The following is a 17,706-nucleotide window of genomic DNA, read 5'->3' on the forward strand; positions in this document are numbered from 1 at the left end:
CAAGCCTTATTTGAGGCTTGATACCCCGCCATGCCCTTTCGCTGAATAGTTACCCCGCAAGCAGACCTTGTGCCACTTGCGGGGATCATTATGATTGCTCCCTATGACGGGAGAACATTAGCTGGGAATGGGATTAGATAATCTCCGTCCAATCCTCCTGGCTCTTGCGGACGTAAGCCTGGTAGCGACGCTTAGCGCTCTTCTCCGTCTCGCAGAAGAGCTCCTCTGCGTGCTCGGGATCGGCCTTCTTCAATGAAGAGAAGCGAACCTCGCCCATGAGGTAATCCTGGAACTTATCCCACTGCGGAGCCTTAGAGTCGAGCTGGAACGGGTTCTTGCCCTCCTTGGCGAGCTCAGGATTGAAACGCCAGAGGTGCCAGTAACCGCACTCAACGGCCAGAGCCTCCTCGTGCTGTGAGCGACCCATGTTACGCTTCTCCTCCTTCGTACCCTTAATACCGTGGTTGATACAGGGAGCGTAAGCGATAACGAGCGATGGTCCGGGATAAGCCTCAGCCTCACGGATAGCCTTCAAGGTCTGAGCGTTGTCGGCACCCATAGCAATCTGAGCCACGTAGATGTAACCATAAGTGGTCTCCATCAAACCGAGGTCCTTCTTGCTCACACGCTTACCGCTGGCGGCAAACTGTGCAATGGCACCGATAGGAGTAGACTTAGACGACTGACCACCTGTGTTAGAGTAAACCTCGGTGTCGAGCACCAGGATGTTCACGTCCTCACCGGTAGAAAGCACGTGGTCAAGACCACCGTAACCGATATCGTAAGAAGCACCGTCACCACCGATGATCCACTGTGAACGCTTCACGAGGTAGTGCTCGAGGGTCTTCAGCTCAGCGCAAATGGGGCAGCCCTTCTCTGCGCCAGCTGCGATCAGCGGCTTCAATTCGGCAGCTGCGGCCTTAGAGCCGTCGGCGTCGTTCATGTTGGCCATCCAGTTGTCGGCGGCTGCTACGAACTCCTCAGGAACATTCTCGTTGCCCTTGGCCTCATTGAGCAAGTGGCAGATGCGCTCCTTCATCTTCTTGTTGGCCAGTGACATACCCAGACCAAACTCACAGAAGTCCTCAAACAGAGAGTTGTTGAAGGCAGGACCCTGACCCTTGTCGTTCTTGCAATAAGGAGTAGAAGGTACAGAAGCCGAGTAGATGCTTGAGCAACCTGTAGCGTTGGCAATCATCTCACGGTCACCGAAAAGCTGGCTAATGAGCTTCACATACGGAGTCTCACCGCAACCAGCGCATGCGCCAGAGAACTCAAACAGAGTGTCGGCGAACTGAGAGTTCTTCGGGCTCTGCTTGATATCGATGAGGGCTTGCTTTGACTTCACGTTCTTCACGAGGTAAGTCCAGTTGTCGGCCTCCTTCTTCATTGCGGGATCGTCCACGTTGAAAGGAACCATCTTCAGGGCCTTCTCAACCTTGCCTGTCTCCTTGTTCTTCTTACCCGGGCAAACGTCAACACAGTTGCCGCAACCCAGACAGTCGAGAACAGAAACCTCCATACGGAACTTCATACCCTTGATTGCCTTTGGAGCCAAGATATCCTGAGTCTCGCCATCAAAGCCAGCAGCCTCCTGCTCGTCGAGAACGAACGGACGGATACAGCCGTGAGGACAGCAGAACGAACACTTGTTACACTGGATACAGTTCTCCACATTCCAAACAGGAACGAATGCCTCCACACCACGCTTGTCGTAAGCGGCTGTGCCTGTCTGCCATGTACCGTCAGTAGTGTTGAACTTAACGAAGTCAGAAACCTTCAGCAGGTCACCGGCCTGAGCGTTCATCGGGCGAACAATCTCCTTCACGAATGCGGGAGCGTCGTCCTCGACCACTGCGTCATCAGCGAGGTTTGCCCAAGCGGGGTCAACAGCCAACTGCTTATACTCGCCACCGCGATCAACGGCGGCGTAGTTCTTATTGACCACATCCTCACCCTTCTTGCCGTAAGACTTCACGATGAACTTCTTCATCTGCTCCACAGCAAGCTCAGTAGGAATCACCTTAGTGATGCGGAAGAATGCTGACTGCAGGATGGTGTTGGTGCGGTTGCCAAGGCCAATTTCCTGTCCAATCTTCGTTGCGTTGATGTAATACACCGTGATGTTGTGCTTAGCGAAGTAGCGCTTCACCTTGTTGGGGATGAAGTTGACCAGCTCATCGCCATCGAAAATTGTGTTGAGCAGGAATGTACCACCGTCGCGAAGGCCACGTGTCACATCATACATGTGCAGGTAAGCCTGTACGTGGCAAGCCACGAAGTTTGGCGTGTTCACCTGGTATGCGCTGTGGATGGGCTCGTCGCCGAAACGCAAGTGTGAGCAAGTGAAACCTCCCGACTTCTTAGAGTCGTAAGAGAAGTATGCCTGGCAATATTTGTTGGTGTTGTTACCAATGATCTGCACCGAGTTCTTGTTGGCGCCAACGGTACCGTCTGAACCCAAGCCGAAGAACTTAGCCTCGAACAATGAGTCACCACCCATGGGGATTTCCTCCACCTCAGGCAGGCTGGTAAACGTAACATCGTCGACGATACCCACTGTGAAGTGATCCTTCGGAGTGTTGAGATCGAGGTTGTTGAACACAGAGATGATCTTGGCGGGTGTGGTGTCTGATGAACCGAGACCATAGCGGCCACCAACGATCAGCGGTTTGCGAGGATCGTCGTAGAGGGCAGCCTTCACGTCGAGATACAAAGGCTCGCCATCGGCTCCAGGCTCCTTGGTGCGGTCGAGCACGGCAATGCGCTTCACCGTGTCGGGGATAGCCTTGCGGATGGCCTCCACGCTGAACGGACGATAGAGGTGAACGGCGACCATACCGACCTTCTTGCCCTGCTTGGTGAGGAAGTCAATGGCCTCACGAGCGGCCTCGGTAGCCGATCCCATGAGCACGATGATATGCTCTGCATCGGGTGCACCGTAGTAGTTGAAGAGGTGGTATTCGCGGCCGGTGATCTTTGAAATCTCAGCCAAGTGCTTCTCCACGATGGCGGGGATGGCTTCGTAATACTTGTTGCAAGCCTCGCGGTGTGTGAAGAATGTCTCAGGGTTCTCTGCGGTACCACGCGTGTCAGGACGCTCAGGCGACATAGCACGGTCGCGGAAACGCTTAATCCACTCAGGATTAACGAGCGGGCGGATGTCCTCCATGTCCATCTCCTCAACCTTGTGATACTCGTGAGAGGTGCGGAAACCATCAAAGAAGTTGATGAAAGGCACAGAGCTCTCGAGCGTGGAGAGGTAAGGCACAGCAGAGAGGTCCATCACCTCCTGCACAGAGCCTGAGCAGAACATGGCGAAACCTGTCTGGCGGCAAGCCATAACATCCTGGTGGTCACCAAAGATACAGAGTGAGTGACTGGCCAACGTACGAGCGGAAACGTTGAATACGCAAGGCAGCAACTCACCGGCAATCTTGTACATATTGGGGATCATCAGGAGCAAGCCCTGTGAAGCTGTGTACGTAGAGGTCAAGGCACCGGCCTGCAGTGAGCCGTGAACAGCGCCAGCGGCACCACCCTCAGACTCCATCTCCTGTACGCTGACAGTCTGACCAAAAAGATTCTTACGCCCCTTGGCAGCCCATTCGTCGACGTGCTCGGCCATAGGAGAAGACGGGGTGATGGGGTAGATACCAGCAACCTCGGTGAACATGTAGCTCACGTGCGCGGCAGCGGTGTTACCATCACATGTCATGAATTTCTTTTCTTTTGCCATTTTTCTTAAAATAGATGATTAATGTTTATGTATCGTTTTGTTTTATTGTAAAGTATCGTTGGGGTGTTGGTCGGTGGTTTGTGGCAACCTAAGCTATGGTTTTTGGCGACTCCATTGTTAGCCATTGGCTAATAAAGGAAGCCGAAGAGCCAGAGCGGTATTTGGTTGTCGCGGCCCACCTCCGTGTTATATCGTGCGTAGATGGTGTCGCCCGTGTATCTCACTTTGCCTGTGGCTCGGGCGTCGCACACTCGGTATTTCTGCTTTCCGTCGATGAGGTAGAACTGGTTTTTGGTGCCTTGGTTGACGAGATGGTCCTTCCACATGGTGTTGACAAAGAACGTTTCCATGAGGTCTTGCTCATCGACCTTGATGGGATAGATGGCGTACATCAGGTTGGGGTTGTGCATCATGACCTTTGCCGGCTTCTTCGGGAACCTTTGTCCTGGCGAGTAAATCATGTTGATGAGCCGCGCATCGGCCAGGTATTTGATGTAGTTCATCACCGTGGCGCGGCTGGTATCGATCTGCTGAGCCAATTGCGAGACGTTGGGCGCCTGCGGCCCGTCGACAGCGAGCAAGTAAAACAGCTTCTTGATTTTTGTGAGATACTTCAGTTCTATCTGCTTGATGAGCAGTATGTCCACCTCGGTCATCATGTTCATGGTCTTGAGCAGGTTCTCCGAGAAGTTACTGTTTTCCAGGAAGAATGGGTAGAATCCATGGTGCAAATAATCGCCAAAATAGCGAGCCGGACTACAACTGGGCAGGATTTTCTTAACGATATGCTCGTGGTTATTTACGATTTCGTCGAGCGTATAGGGCTGGAAATTCTCTCCAGTCATGAGGTTCAGATACTCGCGAAACGAGAAACCGCGCAAGTTATAGCTCTTTACGATGCCGCCAATCTCTGGGTTTTCCTCCTTCAATCGCATGACACTCGATCCCGTGAAGATGATTTTGAGTTGTGGGAAACGGTCGTAACACAACCTCAGTTCACGGCTCCAGTTGGGCTGTTTGAACACTTGGTCGATGAGTAACACACGTCCACCTTGATTCACAAAATCCTCGGCGAAATCGGCTAACCCACGTCCTTGGAAGTAGAAGTTGTTCATGTTGATATAAAGACACTTACGGTCTTCCTTGCCATAGTTTTCCTTGGCATATTCCAACAGGAACGAAGTCTTTCCCACTCCGCGCGTTCCCTTAATACCAATGAGCCGTTCACTCCAGTCAATCTCGTCCATGAGGACGCGCTTGACTGTCGCTTTGTTATGCTCCACGAGGTAGGCGTGTGTACGAAAGAAAACCTCCATAGCGATCTTTTTGATTAGCTCGGTAATTCGATGCAAAGATAATACTTTATTTTATTATTGCAAAGTCAAGGTTGCAAAAGTTTCGCATTTTATATTTTTTAATCTTATCGGAACGCTCGTGAGGAGCCGCCTCTATGCAACATTGGGGCGGAGAGCGTCGGCAAACGGGGCGAAGCAGGCAATTCGACAAGGCATCCATGACAAAAGATGCACAAAATGCGAAGTAAGCCATGGTTCGAAGTCGTCAGAAACATCGACGAACAAAGGCGACAAGCCAACCCTGCGAATGCCGGAGAACCCACCGAGCACTCCAAAAGAAAGCCAAGACACCCAGAAAAGAAAGGACTTCTTACCGCAAAAGAATGGGCTTATCACCGCAAAAGAATGAGCTTCTTACCGCAAAAGGTTGACGCTTTCGTCCTCCCGTTGGCCCTTTTTTCGTAACTTTGCGCTAACCAATTGAACCCTGACAAACGATGGATTTATATATTTTCAACCCCGAACACGACATCATGCTGGCGGCCAACCGCGACCGGATGACACCCCCACGAGCCGCCCGCGAGCTGCGCCACGACCTTGGTTTCCTGCCTGCGTTGTGGGCCCCAAAGGGCGATGTGGTGCTGGTAGACGACGCTTCCTTTGCCCATGAAGCCTTTGCGTCAACAGGACGCGACCTACAAGCCACATTGGCCGACCGCCACATGGCGCGCCAACTGTTACGCTCCGTGCCGCCATCCGAGCTTCGCCTATGCCCTTGGGGTTGGGATCGCTCCATCGTGCACGAGCTTCGCGAGATAGGAGTGGCCTCCGAATGGCTTCCCACCGACGTCCAACTCGATGCCATTCGCCGCATGAGCCACCGCGCCTGGGCGGCTGAAAACCTGCTCACTCCCCTACGCGAAGCGCCCGGAACGATTGGAGAGAGCCATGCAGCAACCACTCTCGACAGCTGCCTCAACCTCTTGCAACGCCACAGCAACGTTATGGCGAAGGCACCTTGGAGCAGCAGCGGGCGCGGAGTCAGACCGTTGTCGGTCCATGACCTGACACCTTCAACACAAGGGTGGCTCACCCGCATCATCGCCGACCAGGGTGCCGTGATGATAGAGCCCTATTATAATAAGGTGTTGGACTTCGGCGTTGAACTGACGAGCGACGGCCACGGCTCGGTCCATTTCAACGGCCTCTCGCTCTTCTACACCGAACATGGCGCCTATGTGGGCAACCTCGTGATCGACGAATCGGCCAAATGGCAACTGCTCAGCGCCTACATCGACCGCCAACCGCTGACCCACATCATCGACCGCCTGTGCCTTTTGCTGGGCGACGCGCTGCGCAACGTCTACGCCGGACCGCTGGGCATCGACATGATGGTGGTGCGGCAGGACGACACCTTGCTGTTGCACCCCTGCGTAGAGATGAACCTGCGCGCCACTATGGGCCACGTGGCATTGCTCGTCTGATGAGGTTCGATGTGTTAATCATTCCTATATTTTAAGGCAGAATACGGTGTGTTGCGTCATTTCTTTGTAACTTTACAAAGATTAACAGAATAAGAAGGATACACATCCAACCTGTCTGACGGCCACGCTCCTCCCCCATTGCGCAAGCCGCAGCACAGCAAACAAGCATACAGCTATGCCTAAACAAAACGAACCGATACCCTACGAGGTGGGCGAAACCTACGTGTTCACCGTCCACACCATCCACGACGACCTCTGCGACCTGGTCGACGACGCAGGTCTGCACGTCTATCTGAAGCACACCGCCGGCCTCCACATCACCAAAGGCCAGGCCCTTCGTTGCCGAGTCACCGCCAAAGGGCAGTTTCGCCCGAAGGTGGAGCTCGACGAGGAAGAAGCCCTTGCCGCCTCCAACAGCCAAGTCTCCGAAGAGGCCATCAACACGCTTCTCGACACCGTTCGGGGCGACTGGAACGGCGCTGGCTTTGCCTCGCTATTGCTGATGAGCGAGGTGGAGGACCTCACCTATACCGCCGCTTGCCGCCAATGGATCGACAAGCTCATGGCCGACGAGTGCGACCTCACGGCCGTTCGGCAGGCCGTGACGCGCTTTATGGAGGAAACCGACTTCCTCGGCCTCTGCACGCCCGCCGAGCGCGACACCTACCAGCAGCGTCTCACTGAGGCCATCGACACGCTCGACGGATACATTCGCGCCTGCGACTTGCTCGACGAGGGCAACGCCATGCAGTTTGTTGACCAATTGTTAGACAAGCTCGACAAGGCCGGATACGTGTATCAACCCGACACCAACTTCCGGATACTGGCATGCCTCTTCCTGATCGACCGCTCACTTGTGGACAACTGCATTGGCCGTTTGTTCGACGTGGTGCGCCGCTGGCCACTTGCCATCTGGACCAAACCGCCCTTCAACAACACCCTGTTGAGGACGTTGCAACTGTATATCGACGAGAACATTGGGCGCGTGGACCGCAGTTCCGAGAACGGCCGCCTCGTGCGCAACCTCATGCAGGCACTCAGCATACTCCTATTGTTGGGCGAGCAAACCAACGACGCCACCCCACCCACCCTCGACGAGCGCGTGAACCTCTCACGTCTCTGCGTGCTATCCACCTACATCGACAATTTCAACAACAAGGGATTGCTCAATGTTGCCATCAACAGTTTGCTGGGCAACCGATTCTACCGTCCCAAATACTCGCTGGCCGAAACGGCTGGCGACCATGTGGCCTATGCCCTGAAACGCAGTCCAGCCAACGCAGCGTCATGGCCCGTAGGCACCAACAGTTGCTACATCGACGGCCAGGTGCGCCTCAATGTCGGCCCAGAAGGCATCACCCTACAGACCGACAACCCGAAAGCCAAGACGGTTCTGCCCGACCAGATAGCGCTCTGGGGCCATCTGCAGGTCATTGCCGACCGCCGCGCCATGCCCTCGCTCTCGGGCGACATCACCGTGAAGGACAGCAAGCGCCTATGGGAAGCCATCGAGCGCGACCTCTTCACGGCCAACGCCGCCTCATCGGTCAGCCCCACAGCCTCTGCCCAAGCAGCCAAGCCAAAGTCGCTCCATAGCGTGGGCGACAGGGTGAACATCTGCATCCGACGTGTGGAAGAGGGCGTGGACGACGACGACTTGCTCTACTGCTCCTTCGAGGGCGAACGCGAGGAGCGTGGCTATCTATACCTGCACGACGTGGTGGGATACCTGCGCCATGTGACTCTGTGGATGTTTGAAGGCACCACTGGCCACCCACTGGTGCTCGAAGCACGCATCGTCGACGAGGACAGCGACGGCCTGTTCCGCCTCTCTATGAACGAACTGATCAAAGACTTCGTGTGCGAAAACTACAATCCCGGCGACCCCGTGGTGTGCTCGCTGGGCACGGCCCGTAGCGCCTCATCCAACAAACCCTACGTTCCGGCCATCAGCGTCTACGGCGAGAGCGTCAGCCTCACGGGCTCCTTCGACGAGGACTTGCAGCGTGGCGACTTGGTGAACGCCATCTACGAGAGCAAGGCCGACGACGCCTTCCACCTTCGTTGCCGCATTGTCGACCGCGCCGACGGCGAGAAGGTGAACCCGATGGTGGCCTTCCACGAGCTGCTCCTCGAATATGCGGTGGGCGACGACCAAACCCTCGACGAGCCCACCGTTCCCCAGCCCGACACCCAACCTACCGCAACCGACGTGGAGAGCGACGCCAAGTTGCTCGACGCCACCTATGTGAAAGAACTCATTCGCATACTTGATCGCATGGCGGCCATCGACGCCGACTATGTGCGCTCCTACAATTACATTGCCTACGCACGCGTGCTCTGCCTGATGATGCCCGATGGCGAGGCGCGCGCCGACTACTATCGCGGCCGCAAGCAACTCATCGAGATGCTTTACGACTTTGCCGTGAACGACACGGTCGACGCGGCTCAGCTCGACCGTCTGCAGAGCGAGGACGGCGAACTCTTCGCCGAGGACACGCCCCTGCGCGACAAACTACAGCAGTTGCGCATCATCAGCTACATGGGCTACCAAGTGCACGACGATGAGTTGCAGCACCTGCGCGCCACCACGCAGGGCCTGACGCGCGAGATGGCCTCGCTCGCCATGGCCTACAACATTCTGCGCGAGAACAACATGGAGCCGCAGGCCAACGACATCTTGAACCGCATAAAGAACGCCCTGCGCCTCAACGGCTACGAGTCGCACCTGAAGACATACGGAGGCGGCATCGAGTCGCAAACGGTGGAGTTTAAGACATCCATCGTCTATCCACCCGACAACGACTCTTATCCCGACATGGCGCGACAGATGCGCACCATCCTCACCGTCATCGCGGCATTCCTCAACACCGACGGCGGCACGCTCTACATCGGCGCCAACGACAGCGGTGCGGGCGTGGGTGTGTACGACGACCTGTGCTACAAGGAGTTTCACGGCGACAAGGACAAGTACCAGCGCGCCGTGCTCGACGGCGTGGCGCTCACCTGGGGCAACAGTGTGGCGTCGTTTGTGAGTGCCGCCTGGGACACCGACAACACCAGCGGCAAGGACGTGCTGGTGGTTACGGTCAATGCCTACGCACCTGGCGTCGACATCGACGGCAAGTGGGTGTACCGCAACGGCAGTGGCAACCGCCACCTAACGAAGGTCGAATTTGAGCAGTACAACGCGCGCCGACAGGAGCAACGCGCCAAGGAACTACAGGGCACAACCCCAACGACCGAGGCTCCGACGACGCCAATCGCCAAGCCTGAGGAAGCCCCCCAACCGGCCACGGCCGTCCAAGCGCCGTTAGCCGCGCCTCAACCAGAGGCCCCTGTGCCAACAGCGCCGACAATTCTTACCAGCAGTGGGCGCAAGAACGTGTTGGTGGAATATGCCGAGGGATTCCTGCCTTACGAGGCATGTCTGAAGTTTATGCCCAACGGCAAGTTCTGCAAGATTACCGATTACGACTTTGACGACACCTCGGAGCTAACGTTGCCCGTCTACGAGGACGACCTGCGCGACCACTACCTGATACTGGGCTACGAGGATTTCACCATAGGCAAGGTGCCCATCAGGGAACTGATAAAGGTTGACGACTACATTTCCTACAACCGTTACACCGGCTCGCGCCTACTCTTTGCCGCCATCGCCTCCAACGACGACGGCCTTGTCAGCGTAACGCGCGAGAGCAAGACGGGCGGCCGTGTCATGGTGCGCCTCGACACCATCGGGCGCATCGCAGAATGCCGACTGTCGAACCGCGGCGACCGACTGGTGAACGAGGGCATTGCCGAGTGTGCCTTGGGTTACGAAATTGCGCCCGCCTCAGTATTCGAGCAGGCCAAGACCATCCTCGACCGCGACGCGCGCACCCTGGGATTCCCCATTGCCACCATGTCGCCCGACGTGAAAAATGCGCTACCCTTGCCTCCCACCTTTTAATAAGGTGTAGGCATTGATGCCACTATCATACACAACAGGTGTTTATCGTTCAGCAAACATGACCATAAATTAACCACGAATGATTCTATATTTCAGTCTTTATCCCAAATCGGTCATTAGATTTCAATTCTTGTTTGCGTTTGTTTCGAGCAGATTGCAACGGGTGCGTTGAAGCCATAGCGGGCTATGGCGAAACGCAACCGGAAGCAAGATGCCGAAAGAAACGCTGACAAGAGTTGGAAAGAAACCATAAAATCATAATAACTCACCCATTTCGGTCTAATGACCGATTTGGGTTTATCCAAGAACACACGAGAGTGTTCGCTTGGACGCAAAAGGATTCTTTTGATGAATCGTTCATGGTTAATTTATGGTCTGTTGTATGTTTCGCACAAAAACTTCGCAACCACGCGCCTATCACATAGCCGATAGGCAACCAGCCTCAACCCCCACTTCCTTCGGGCTTTGGCACCTTGAAAACAGCCGACAGGCCTCTCCTTATTTTAACACTTATTCCCAACGACAAGCACCCTCGCTCTCAAATGCGCAATTCTCAGCGACATTTGCAAACGCCTGTCAATCAACACCTTAACACAATCCGCATCTTCTCTGCGCTCCGTCTTCCATCTTCCACGCTGCGAAACATGCCTTTTCGAGGTGCGATAGATGGTCTTTCGCAACACGATCGATGGTCTTTCGAGATGCGATACATGCCAAACCTCAACTCAAAACATGCCTTTTCGCAAAACGTCGGGGCGAAAAGGCCGTTCCGATTCCACCAAAACGGCATTTTGGCTTTATGGTTCGCGCAAAATCACGACACAAGTTTCTAACCAAAAAACACGACAGGCGCGTCTTCGTTACCATTCGCCTCAGCCAACGCCATTAGGCTTTGCTGGGCGCATCTTCGGTTTCGCCCTGCGATGAAGCCGACGCCTCGCGCTTGGCATACTCGGTGGGCAGACAACCGAAGTCTTTCTTAAAACACGATGAGAAATACTTGGGGTCGTTGTAGCCCACGGCATAGGCTATGTCGGACACATGGGCATTGGGATTCTTGCGCAGCAACTCGATGGCCGATTTCATGCGGATGGAGCGTATGAAAGCCGAGGTACTCAAGCCCGTTATCATGCGCAGCTTCTTGTAAAGCGTCGACTTGCTCGTGTTCATCAGTTCAGCGAAGGTGGGCAAATCGAAATCGGCGTTGTCGAGATGCTGCTGCACCATTTCGATGCATTTATTGAGAAACTCCTGGTCGGAGCCCGTAATCTTCACATCCTTGATGCCTCCAAAGAGCTTGTCGCTGATTTCCTTGTCGGCCTTTTCCTTGTGTTGCAACAGGTTCTTGATGCGCACCTGCAGCACCGATGTGTTGAACGGCTTGGTGATGTAGGCGTCGGCGCCTGCCTGGTAAGCCTCAGCGCGCGCCTCGTCGTCGTGCTTGGCGGTAAGCATAATGATGGGGCAGTTGGGGGCGTCCGGCCTATTGCGCAGCTCCCGCGTCATCTCTATGCCGTCCATCACCGGCATCATGACATCTGTCAGGATGAGGTCCACCTTCTCGTTGTCGACCACCTCGATGGCCTCGCGCCCGTTGTAGGCGGTGAGCACTTGGTAGTTGGGTTCGAGCAAGCGCTTGAGCAGGAGCAACAATTCCTCATTGTCCTCCACAACAAGGATGGTAGGTGCCTGCTTGTTGGCCGGCCTCACGGGCTTGGTGTCGGCAGTGGTGCTCATGTTGGCCACCATCATCTGGTTGGAGTCTTCTATCTCTTCCTCCGCAAAAGCATCACGATTGATGGGGAGCGTCACCGTGAAGGTGCTGCCCTTTCCCAACTCGCTCTCCACCGCAACCGTACCATGGTGAAGCGTCACAAGGTCCTTCACCAGCGACAGGCCAATGCCCATGCCATAGGTGTTGAAGCGGCGGTGCTCGCCTTCGTAGAACCGTTGGAAGAGCGAAGGCAACTTGTCGGCGGCAATGCCCGCGCCATCGTCCTTCACACGGATGATGGCCCATTGGCCGTCGTCGCAGGTGAGCGACACCTCGATGTGGCCATCCTCACGATTATACTTCGTGGCGTTCGAAATGAGGTTGTAGAGTATCTTGTCGAGCTTGTCGCAATCAAAGTAGCCCTCAATGTGTTCGGGCTGGCAGTTTACCGACAACCGGATGTTCTTTTTGTACGTGATGGGCATGATGCTCTCCACCTCATTGCGCACAAAATCGCTCACAGAGCCCTGCGACACACGCAGGTGCTGGTTGCCCGTCTCGGTCTTACGGAACTCCAGAATTTGCTGCAACAAGCGCATCAGGCGGTTCACGTTGCTATTGATGGTTCGGCAATCGTCCTTCGCCTCGGGGTAGGTTTGCACCAATTGGCTGATAGTGGCCGATATGATGGTGAGCGGCGTCATCAGGTCGTGGGTGATATTGGTGAAGAACTGCAGCTTCTTGTGGTTCAGTTGTTCAATGTTATGGCGCTCCATGTGTGCCAACTGCAACTGGCGGTTCACTTCTTCCTTGTTCTTAAAATAGCGCACCACCATGTAGATGGCACACCCCATCAGGATCACATAGACCACCCACGCATACCAGCGCAGGTAGAAGGGCGCCAACACATGGATGTGTATAACCTGCTCGTCGGCGCTCCAGTTGCCCGATGCGTCGGTATGGCGCAGGCGGAAGGTATAGCTTCCCGGCGTCAGATTACTATACACCACCTCGCTCTGACTGGCGTCGGGATACATCCAATCGTCGTCGTAGCCCTCCAATCGGTAAGAGAAACGCGGACAGGTCTCACTGTTGTAGTTGAACGAGGAATACCTTAGCGTCAGTTCACGCTGCATGGGCGCAAGTGTAAGCGTCTCTGTGTAGGGAGGCAGCAGTGGGCTGACATCGTTGCGATCGTCCTCTTTCATAACACTAATGGGTGTGCCATCAACCAAGATGTCGGTAATCATGGGGCGGAACGGATTGGCCTCGCCGGCAGGAAGAAGGTCGGGGAACGAAACGAAACCGGTGTTGAAACCAAACGTGATGCCGTCGGCGTTGTTGGCCGACGACTGCCCGTAGCCAAAGTATTGCGATCCGATGACCATGCGTCGCTGGTAGGTGCGCATGCCACCCACAATCCCATCGGTGTCGAACGAGAGGCATATCAACTCGTTGCGCATAGCGATCCACAGGTTGCCGTTGACGCTCTCCTCGATGCTATACACCTCCTTATCGGGTATTCCGAAGCGACTGCTGGCGCTCACAAACATGTCGCTCTTGGCGTCGTAAACGAGCAGACCCTCCTCTTTGGTACAGGCCCACACACGTCCGCGGCGGTCGACGAGCAGTTTGAACACGTTGCGCAACACCAGTTCGGTGTCGGCCAATCGAGTGTATTGACGCAACGTCATGTCGTTTGGTTTGCTTAGGTCGCCCCGCAACCTAAGCAGTCCGTTTTTGCGAGTGCCCAGCCAGATGGTTCCGTCTGCGGCGCTCGTGATGGATCGGATGTCAGAATTGGCGAGCAAGCCAAGCTGCTTGCCCTCCACATGCACCCCCTTTCCATTGGCAAAGCGCACGCTCAAACCTTGATAGGTGCCTATGAGCCAGTTGGAATGTTTGTCGAAAGCAAGACAGTAGATATTGTCCGTCTTGATGAAAGGGCAATTATCCTTGTTGAATTGCCGCGTAATCTTGCCATTCTCAACGACATATAGTCCCGCAAACTCTGTTCCCACAAGGGCGGCGTTAGCCGTCAGGGGCTTGATGAAACTGGCGGACGACGGTAAAGACACCAGGGAGTAGTTGTCCTTCTTGTTGTCAGGATAAACGAGAAGTCCCTTGCGTCGCAATCCCACCCACACGTTTCCGTTGGGCATGACCTCAAGACACGTAATGACATCATTGTACAAATAGCGCGGGGGCAACAAGCGTTGGCTGAAAAACAAAGGGTTAGTTTGAGCCAGAACCATTCCATGCTGACCTGCAACCGCCCACATCTGGTTGTCGCGGTCGCATAAGAAACATGAGGCACCCCTGCCAAAATAATCGGGCTCCGGATTCAGGGAAGCCGGCAAGGCCAACAGGTTGCTATGGGGCTGGTCGGCATTCTCCACAAGTGTAAGGCCTTCGTTGGTTCCCACCCAGAGCAGTCCCGTGTTCTGGTCACGGTTGATGTCCCATATAATGTTCGACTGCAACCGTCCGTTTGTGTTGACCAAGGTGTACTGGGTGAGCCTCAGGGGCTTGTTGGTGTCGTAAGGATTGCTGATCTTATAGAGTCCACTGCCCCATGTTCCAACCCACAACACCCCATTGCTCTCATACACGACATGAGCCGATTGTTGCGGATTAAACGAGGGCATGGCGTAGAAACTCTTATCGGATGGATTGTAACGGTAGAGCCCGTGGTCCCACGTGCCAATCCAGACATATCCCTTATGGTCCTCAAACAACGTGGTGATGGATGCTTGTGGCACCTTGGCATTGCCCCTTTCGCTGCATTGAAGCACAAAGGTGTCGTCCTTCGGCTGATAGCGATAGAGTCCTCCCTCACTTCCGATCCACAGCGTCTCGTCGCGGGTGAAGAGCATACATTTCACAATGTTGCTATTGGCGAAGTCCTTGAAGTCATAGCTTTGGGTGCTTCCATCCTTCAGGTTCATGCGGCACACCCCCTGGCGCGTGCCAATCCAAAGGTGGTTGTTGCCATCGTCAAGCATACAGGTGATCTCATTGGAGGGAAGCAGGTGCGGGAAGAGCAGCGTGTTGCGATAACACTGCACATGACGGCCGTCGTAACGGTAAAGGCCGTTGGATGTGCCAATCCACACAAACCCGTCGTGGTCTTGGTAGAGTGCGGTGATGTCGTTGTCGGGGATGGTCTCCGACAAGTCGATGGGTACAAGGCGCATTTGGGCCAACGACTGGCCTTGAATCGTAAGGACACACAACAACAGGCTGGCCATGAGCATGCACGTCCAACGCCCCAAGGGGTTGCGAGTTATTAGGGTTTTCATTCCGTTATGTTCCGTTTTGGAAGATTAGCCTGCATCGGCCGACAAACCGACGATATGGCCACGGCCATTCCGCATGGCCGAATCATGTATTGGGTGCCCATTCCGCAAGCGCCCATTCTCTATCTACATAGGTGCAAATATACACATTTTTCTACATGAAAAGGGATGAACGCCCCACTTTTTCGTCGAGAAAGATGCCAAAAGACCATTATCGTTGTTTAACGGTTCGTTTCTCACCCACATTCGACGAGCCCCCATCGGTCATTGTAACGGAACGGAAAGGAGATAAGGATGTTGTTGATTCTTGTCAACGTTTCTTGCATTGGGAAACACCATTCTACCAAAAACAAAGCCGCCTCGCCCATGATCTTGTCGACGGCATGGGTGAGGCGGCAGTAGGGTTAATGCGCTACCGAATGTTGGCGAAGCGCTTATTTCACTTGGACAGACGCCTTGTGTGCGGTGCGTTCCTTCTGTATGATGGCCTGCATTTGGCTCACGGTCTCTGGGTTTTCGGCGGCCACATTGGTCGTTTCATACGGATTGCCGTTGAGGTTGTAGAGCTGTGGTAGCTTGTCGTTGCCCGTCTCGATCTTCGGGCCCCAAGTAATCATCTTCGGGCCATTGCTGGGCTCAATGTACTTCCATTGCTTGGTTCTGACCGACAGCACACGTGAGGTGCTCTGTTCCACCACATAATCGCGACCAACCTTGTCCTTGCCGAGCCACGATTGCAGTTGGTCGCGACTGTCGGCGGCATCGCGCTGTGGAATGGGAACGTTCAACAGGCTGGCCATGGTGGCCATCAGGTCGATGTGGCTGATGAGCGCATCCGACTGCTGTCCGGCAGCAATGGTCTTCGGCCACCTGGCGATAAACGGAACCATCGTTCCTCCCTCGAAGCTGCTATACTTACCTGAGCGGAACGGTCCCGAGGGCTTATGGTTGCCCAGAAGTTCCTCGGCGCGGTCCTGATAGCCATCATCGAGCACCGGACCATTGTCGCTGGTGAGGATGACAAGCGTGTTCTCGTCGAGGCCAAGCTTCTTCAAGAGGCTCGTAACCTGACCCACCGTCCAGTCGAACTGCGCGATGGCGTCGCCACGAAGGCCCAAGGTGCTCTTGCCGCGGAAGCGCTGATGCGGGAAGCGGGGCACGTGAACGTCGTTGGTGCAGAGATACATCATAAACGGTTCGTCGGCATGACGCTTGATGAAGTTCAAGGCATGGGCCGTAATCGAGTCGGCAATGTTCTCGTCCTTCCACAGGGCCTTGCCACCGCCCTTCATGTATCCGATGCGGCCAATGCCGTTTACCACAGCCATGTTGTGGCCATGGCTCGGCTTGAGGTTATACATCAGCTCGGGGTTTGTCTGCCCTGTCGGCACCCCTTCGAACGGCTTGCGATAGCTCACTTCAATGGGAGCCGATGGGTCGTGGTTAGCCACGATGCCGTTCTCGATGAACACACACGGCACACGATCCGACGTGGCGGCCATAAGATACGAGTAATCGAAACCCAGATCGCCCGGTCCGGCAGCAAGCGGAGCGTTCCAATCTTGCTCGCCTGTCTTGTCGCCCAAGCCGAGATGCCACTTTCCTATGGCAGCCGTAGCATAGCCGCGACTCTTGAAAAGGTCGGCCACGGTGAGCTGTTGGGGCTTGATAATCATTGCCGCATTGCCCGGAGCCACATCGGTGTCGGGACGACGCCAAGCATATTCGCCCGTGAGCAGCGAGTAGCGCGATGGTGTACTGATCGACGCCACGGCATGGCAGTCGGTGAAGCGCGTACCCTCCTTGGCCAACTTATCCACGTTAGGCGTGGACACGCCCTGCGCCCCGTAGCATCCAAGGTCGCCATAACCAAGGTCGTCGGCCACGATAAAGATGACGTTGGGCTTGTCGGTGCGTTGGTGATGCGACTTTTGCACTGCCGTGGCGGTGAGTGCCAACGGCATGAGTAACGCCGAAGCCAAGAGGACGTTGCTCTCTTCTTGATGTTTCATAATGATTTGTTGGTGATAGAATAGGTTGTTTGCCGAGGCTCGAGCGCCCCCGACATGTTCTTTTTGATGTTTGACGCGACAAGCCAAGGCGCGTTGTCTGAGAGAACGCGCCCCGCTTAGGCCCCAATCAAGCCCCGTTGAGTGAGCGCACAAGACGCACAAAACCATTGGGCAAGACCTCCGAGACGGCAGAGCGTCGGGCGCCGAGCGA

At 55.1% G+C, this 17,706-nt stretch carries 6 protein-coding genes; 2 read left to right on the plus strand and 4 right to left on the minus strand.

Annotated elements, in window-relative coordinates; translation table 11 throughout:
• Positions 1–133: 133 nt before the first annotated feature.
• Together nifJ and WKK33_RS03990 are read right to left on the minus strand one after the other, a co-directional pair.
• A complete protein-coding gene (gene nifJ / locus WKK33_RS03985; protein ID WP_337932590.1) occupies positions 134–3,739 on the minus strand; it encodes a pyruvate:ferredoxin (flavodoxin) oxidoreductase in 3,606 nt (1,201 codons plus the stop codon).
• A 128-nt stretch (positions 3,740–3,867) separates the two neighbouring features.
• Positions 3,868–5,055 carry an AAA family ATPase gene (locus WKK33_RS03990; protein WP_337570377.1) on the minus strand — a complete coding sequence of 396 codons (1,188 nt, stop codon included), beginning with the start codon at positions 5,053–5,055 and terminating at the stop codon, positions 3,868–3,870.
• A gap of 476 nt (positions 5,056–5,531) precedes the next feature.
• Between WKK33_RS03990 and WKK33_RS03995 the strand changes: the two genes are divergently transcribed.
• Both WKK33_RS03995 and WKK33_RS04000 read left to right on the plus strand, forming a co-directional pair.
• A complete protein-coding gene (locus WKK33_RS03995; RefSeq protein WP_337932592.1) occupies positions 5,532–6,518 on the plus strand; it encodes a hypothetical protein in 987 nt (328 codons plus the stop codon).
• Between the two features lie 175 nt (positions 6,519–6,693).
• Positions 6,694–10,470, plus strand: a complete 3,777-nt coding sequence (locus tag WKK33_RS04000) for an ATP-binding protein (RefSeq protein WP_337932593.1) — start codon at positions 6,694–6,696, stop codon at positions 10,468–10,470.
• Positions 10,471–11,355: 885 nt separating this feature from the next.
• Here the strand turns inward: WKK33_RS04000 and WKK33_RS04005 are convergent.
• Entirely contained in the window at positions 11,356–15,486 is a 4,131-nt protein-coding gene (locus WKK33_RS04005; RefSeq protein ID WP_337932595.1) for a two-component regulator propeller domain-containing protein, read from the minus strand.
• A gap of 431 nt (positions 15,487–15,917) precedes the next feature.
• Positions 15,918–17,495: an arylsulfatase gene (locus WKK33_RS04010; protein WP_337932596.1), complete on the minus strand. Its 1,578-nt coding sequence runs from the start codon at positions 17,493–17,495 to the stop codon at positions 15,918–15,920.
• Positions 17,496–17,706: the final 211 nt, after the last annotated feature.

It is taken from the genome of Hallella sp., assembly GCF_037460745.1.
Lineage (GTDB): Bacteria > Bacteroidota > Bacteroidia > Bacteroidales > Bacteroidaceae > Prevotella > Prevotella faecis.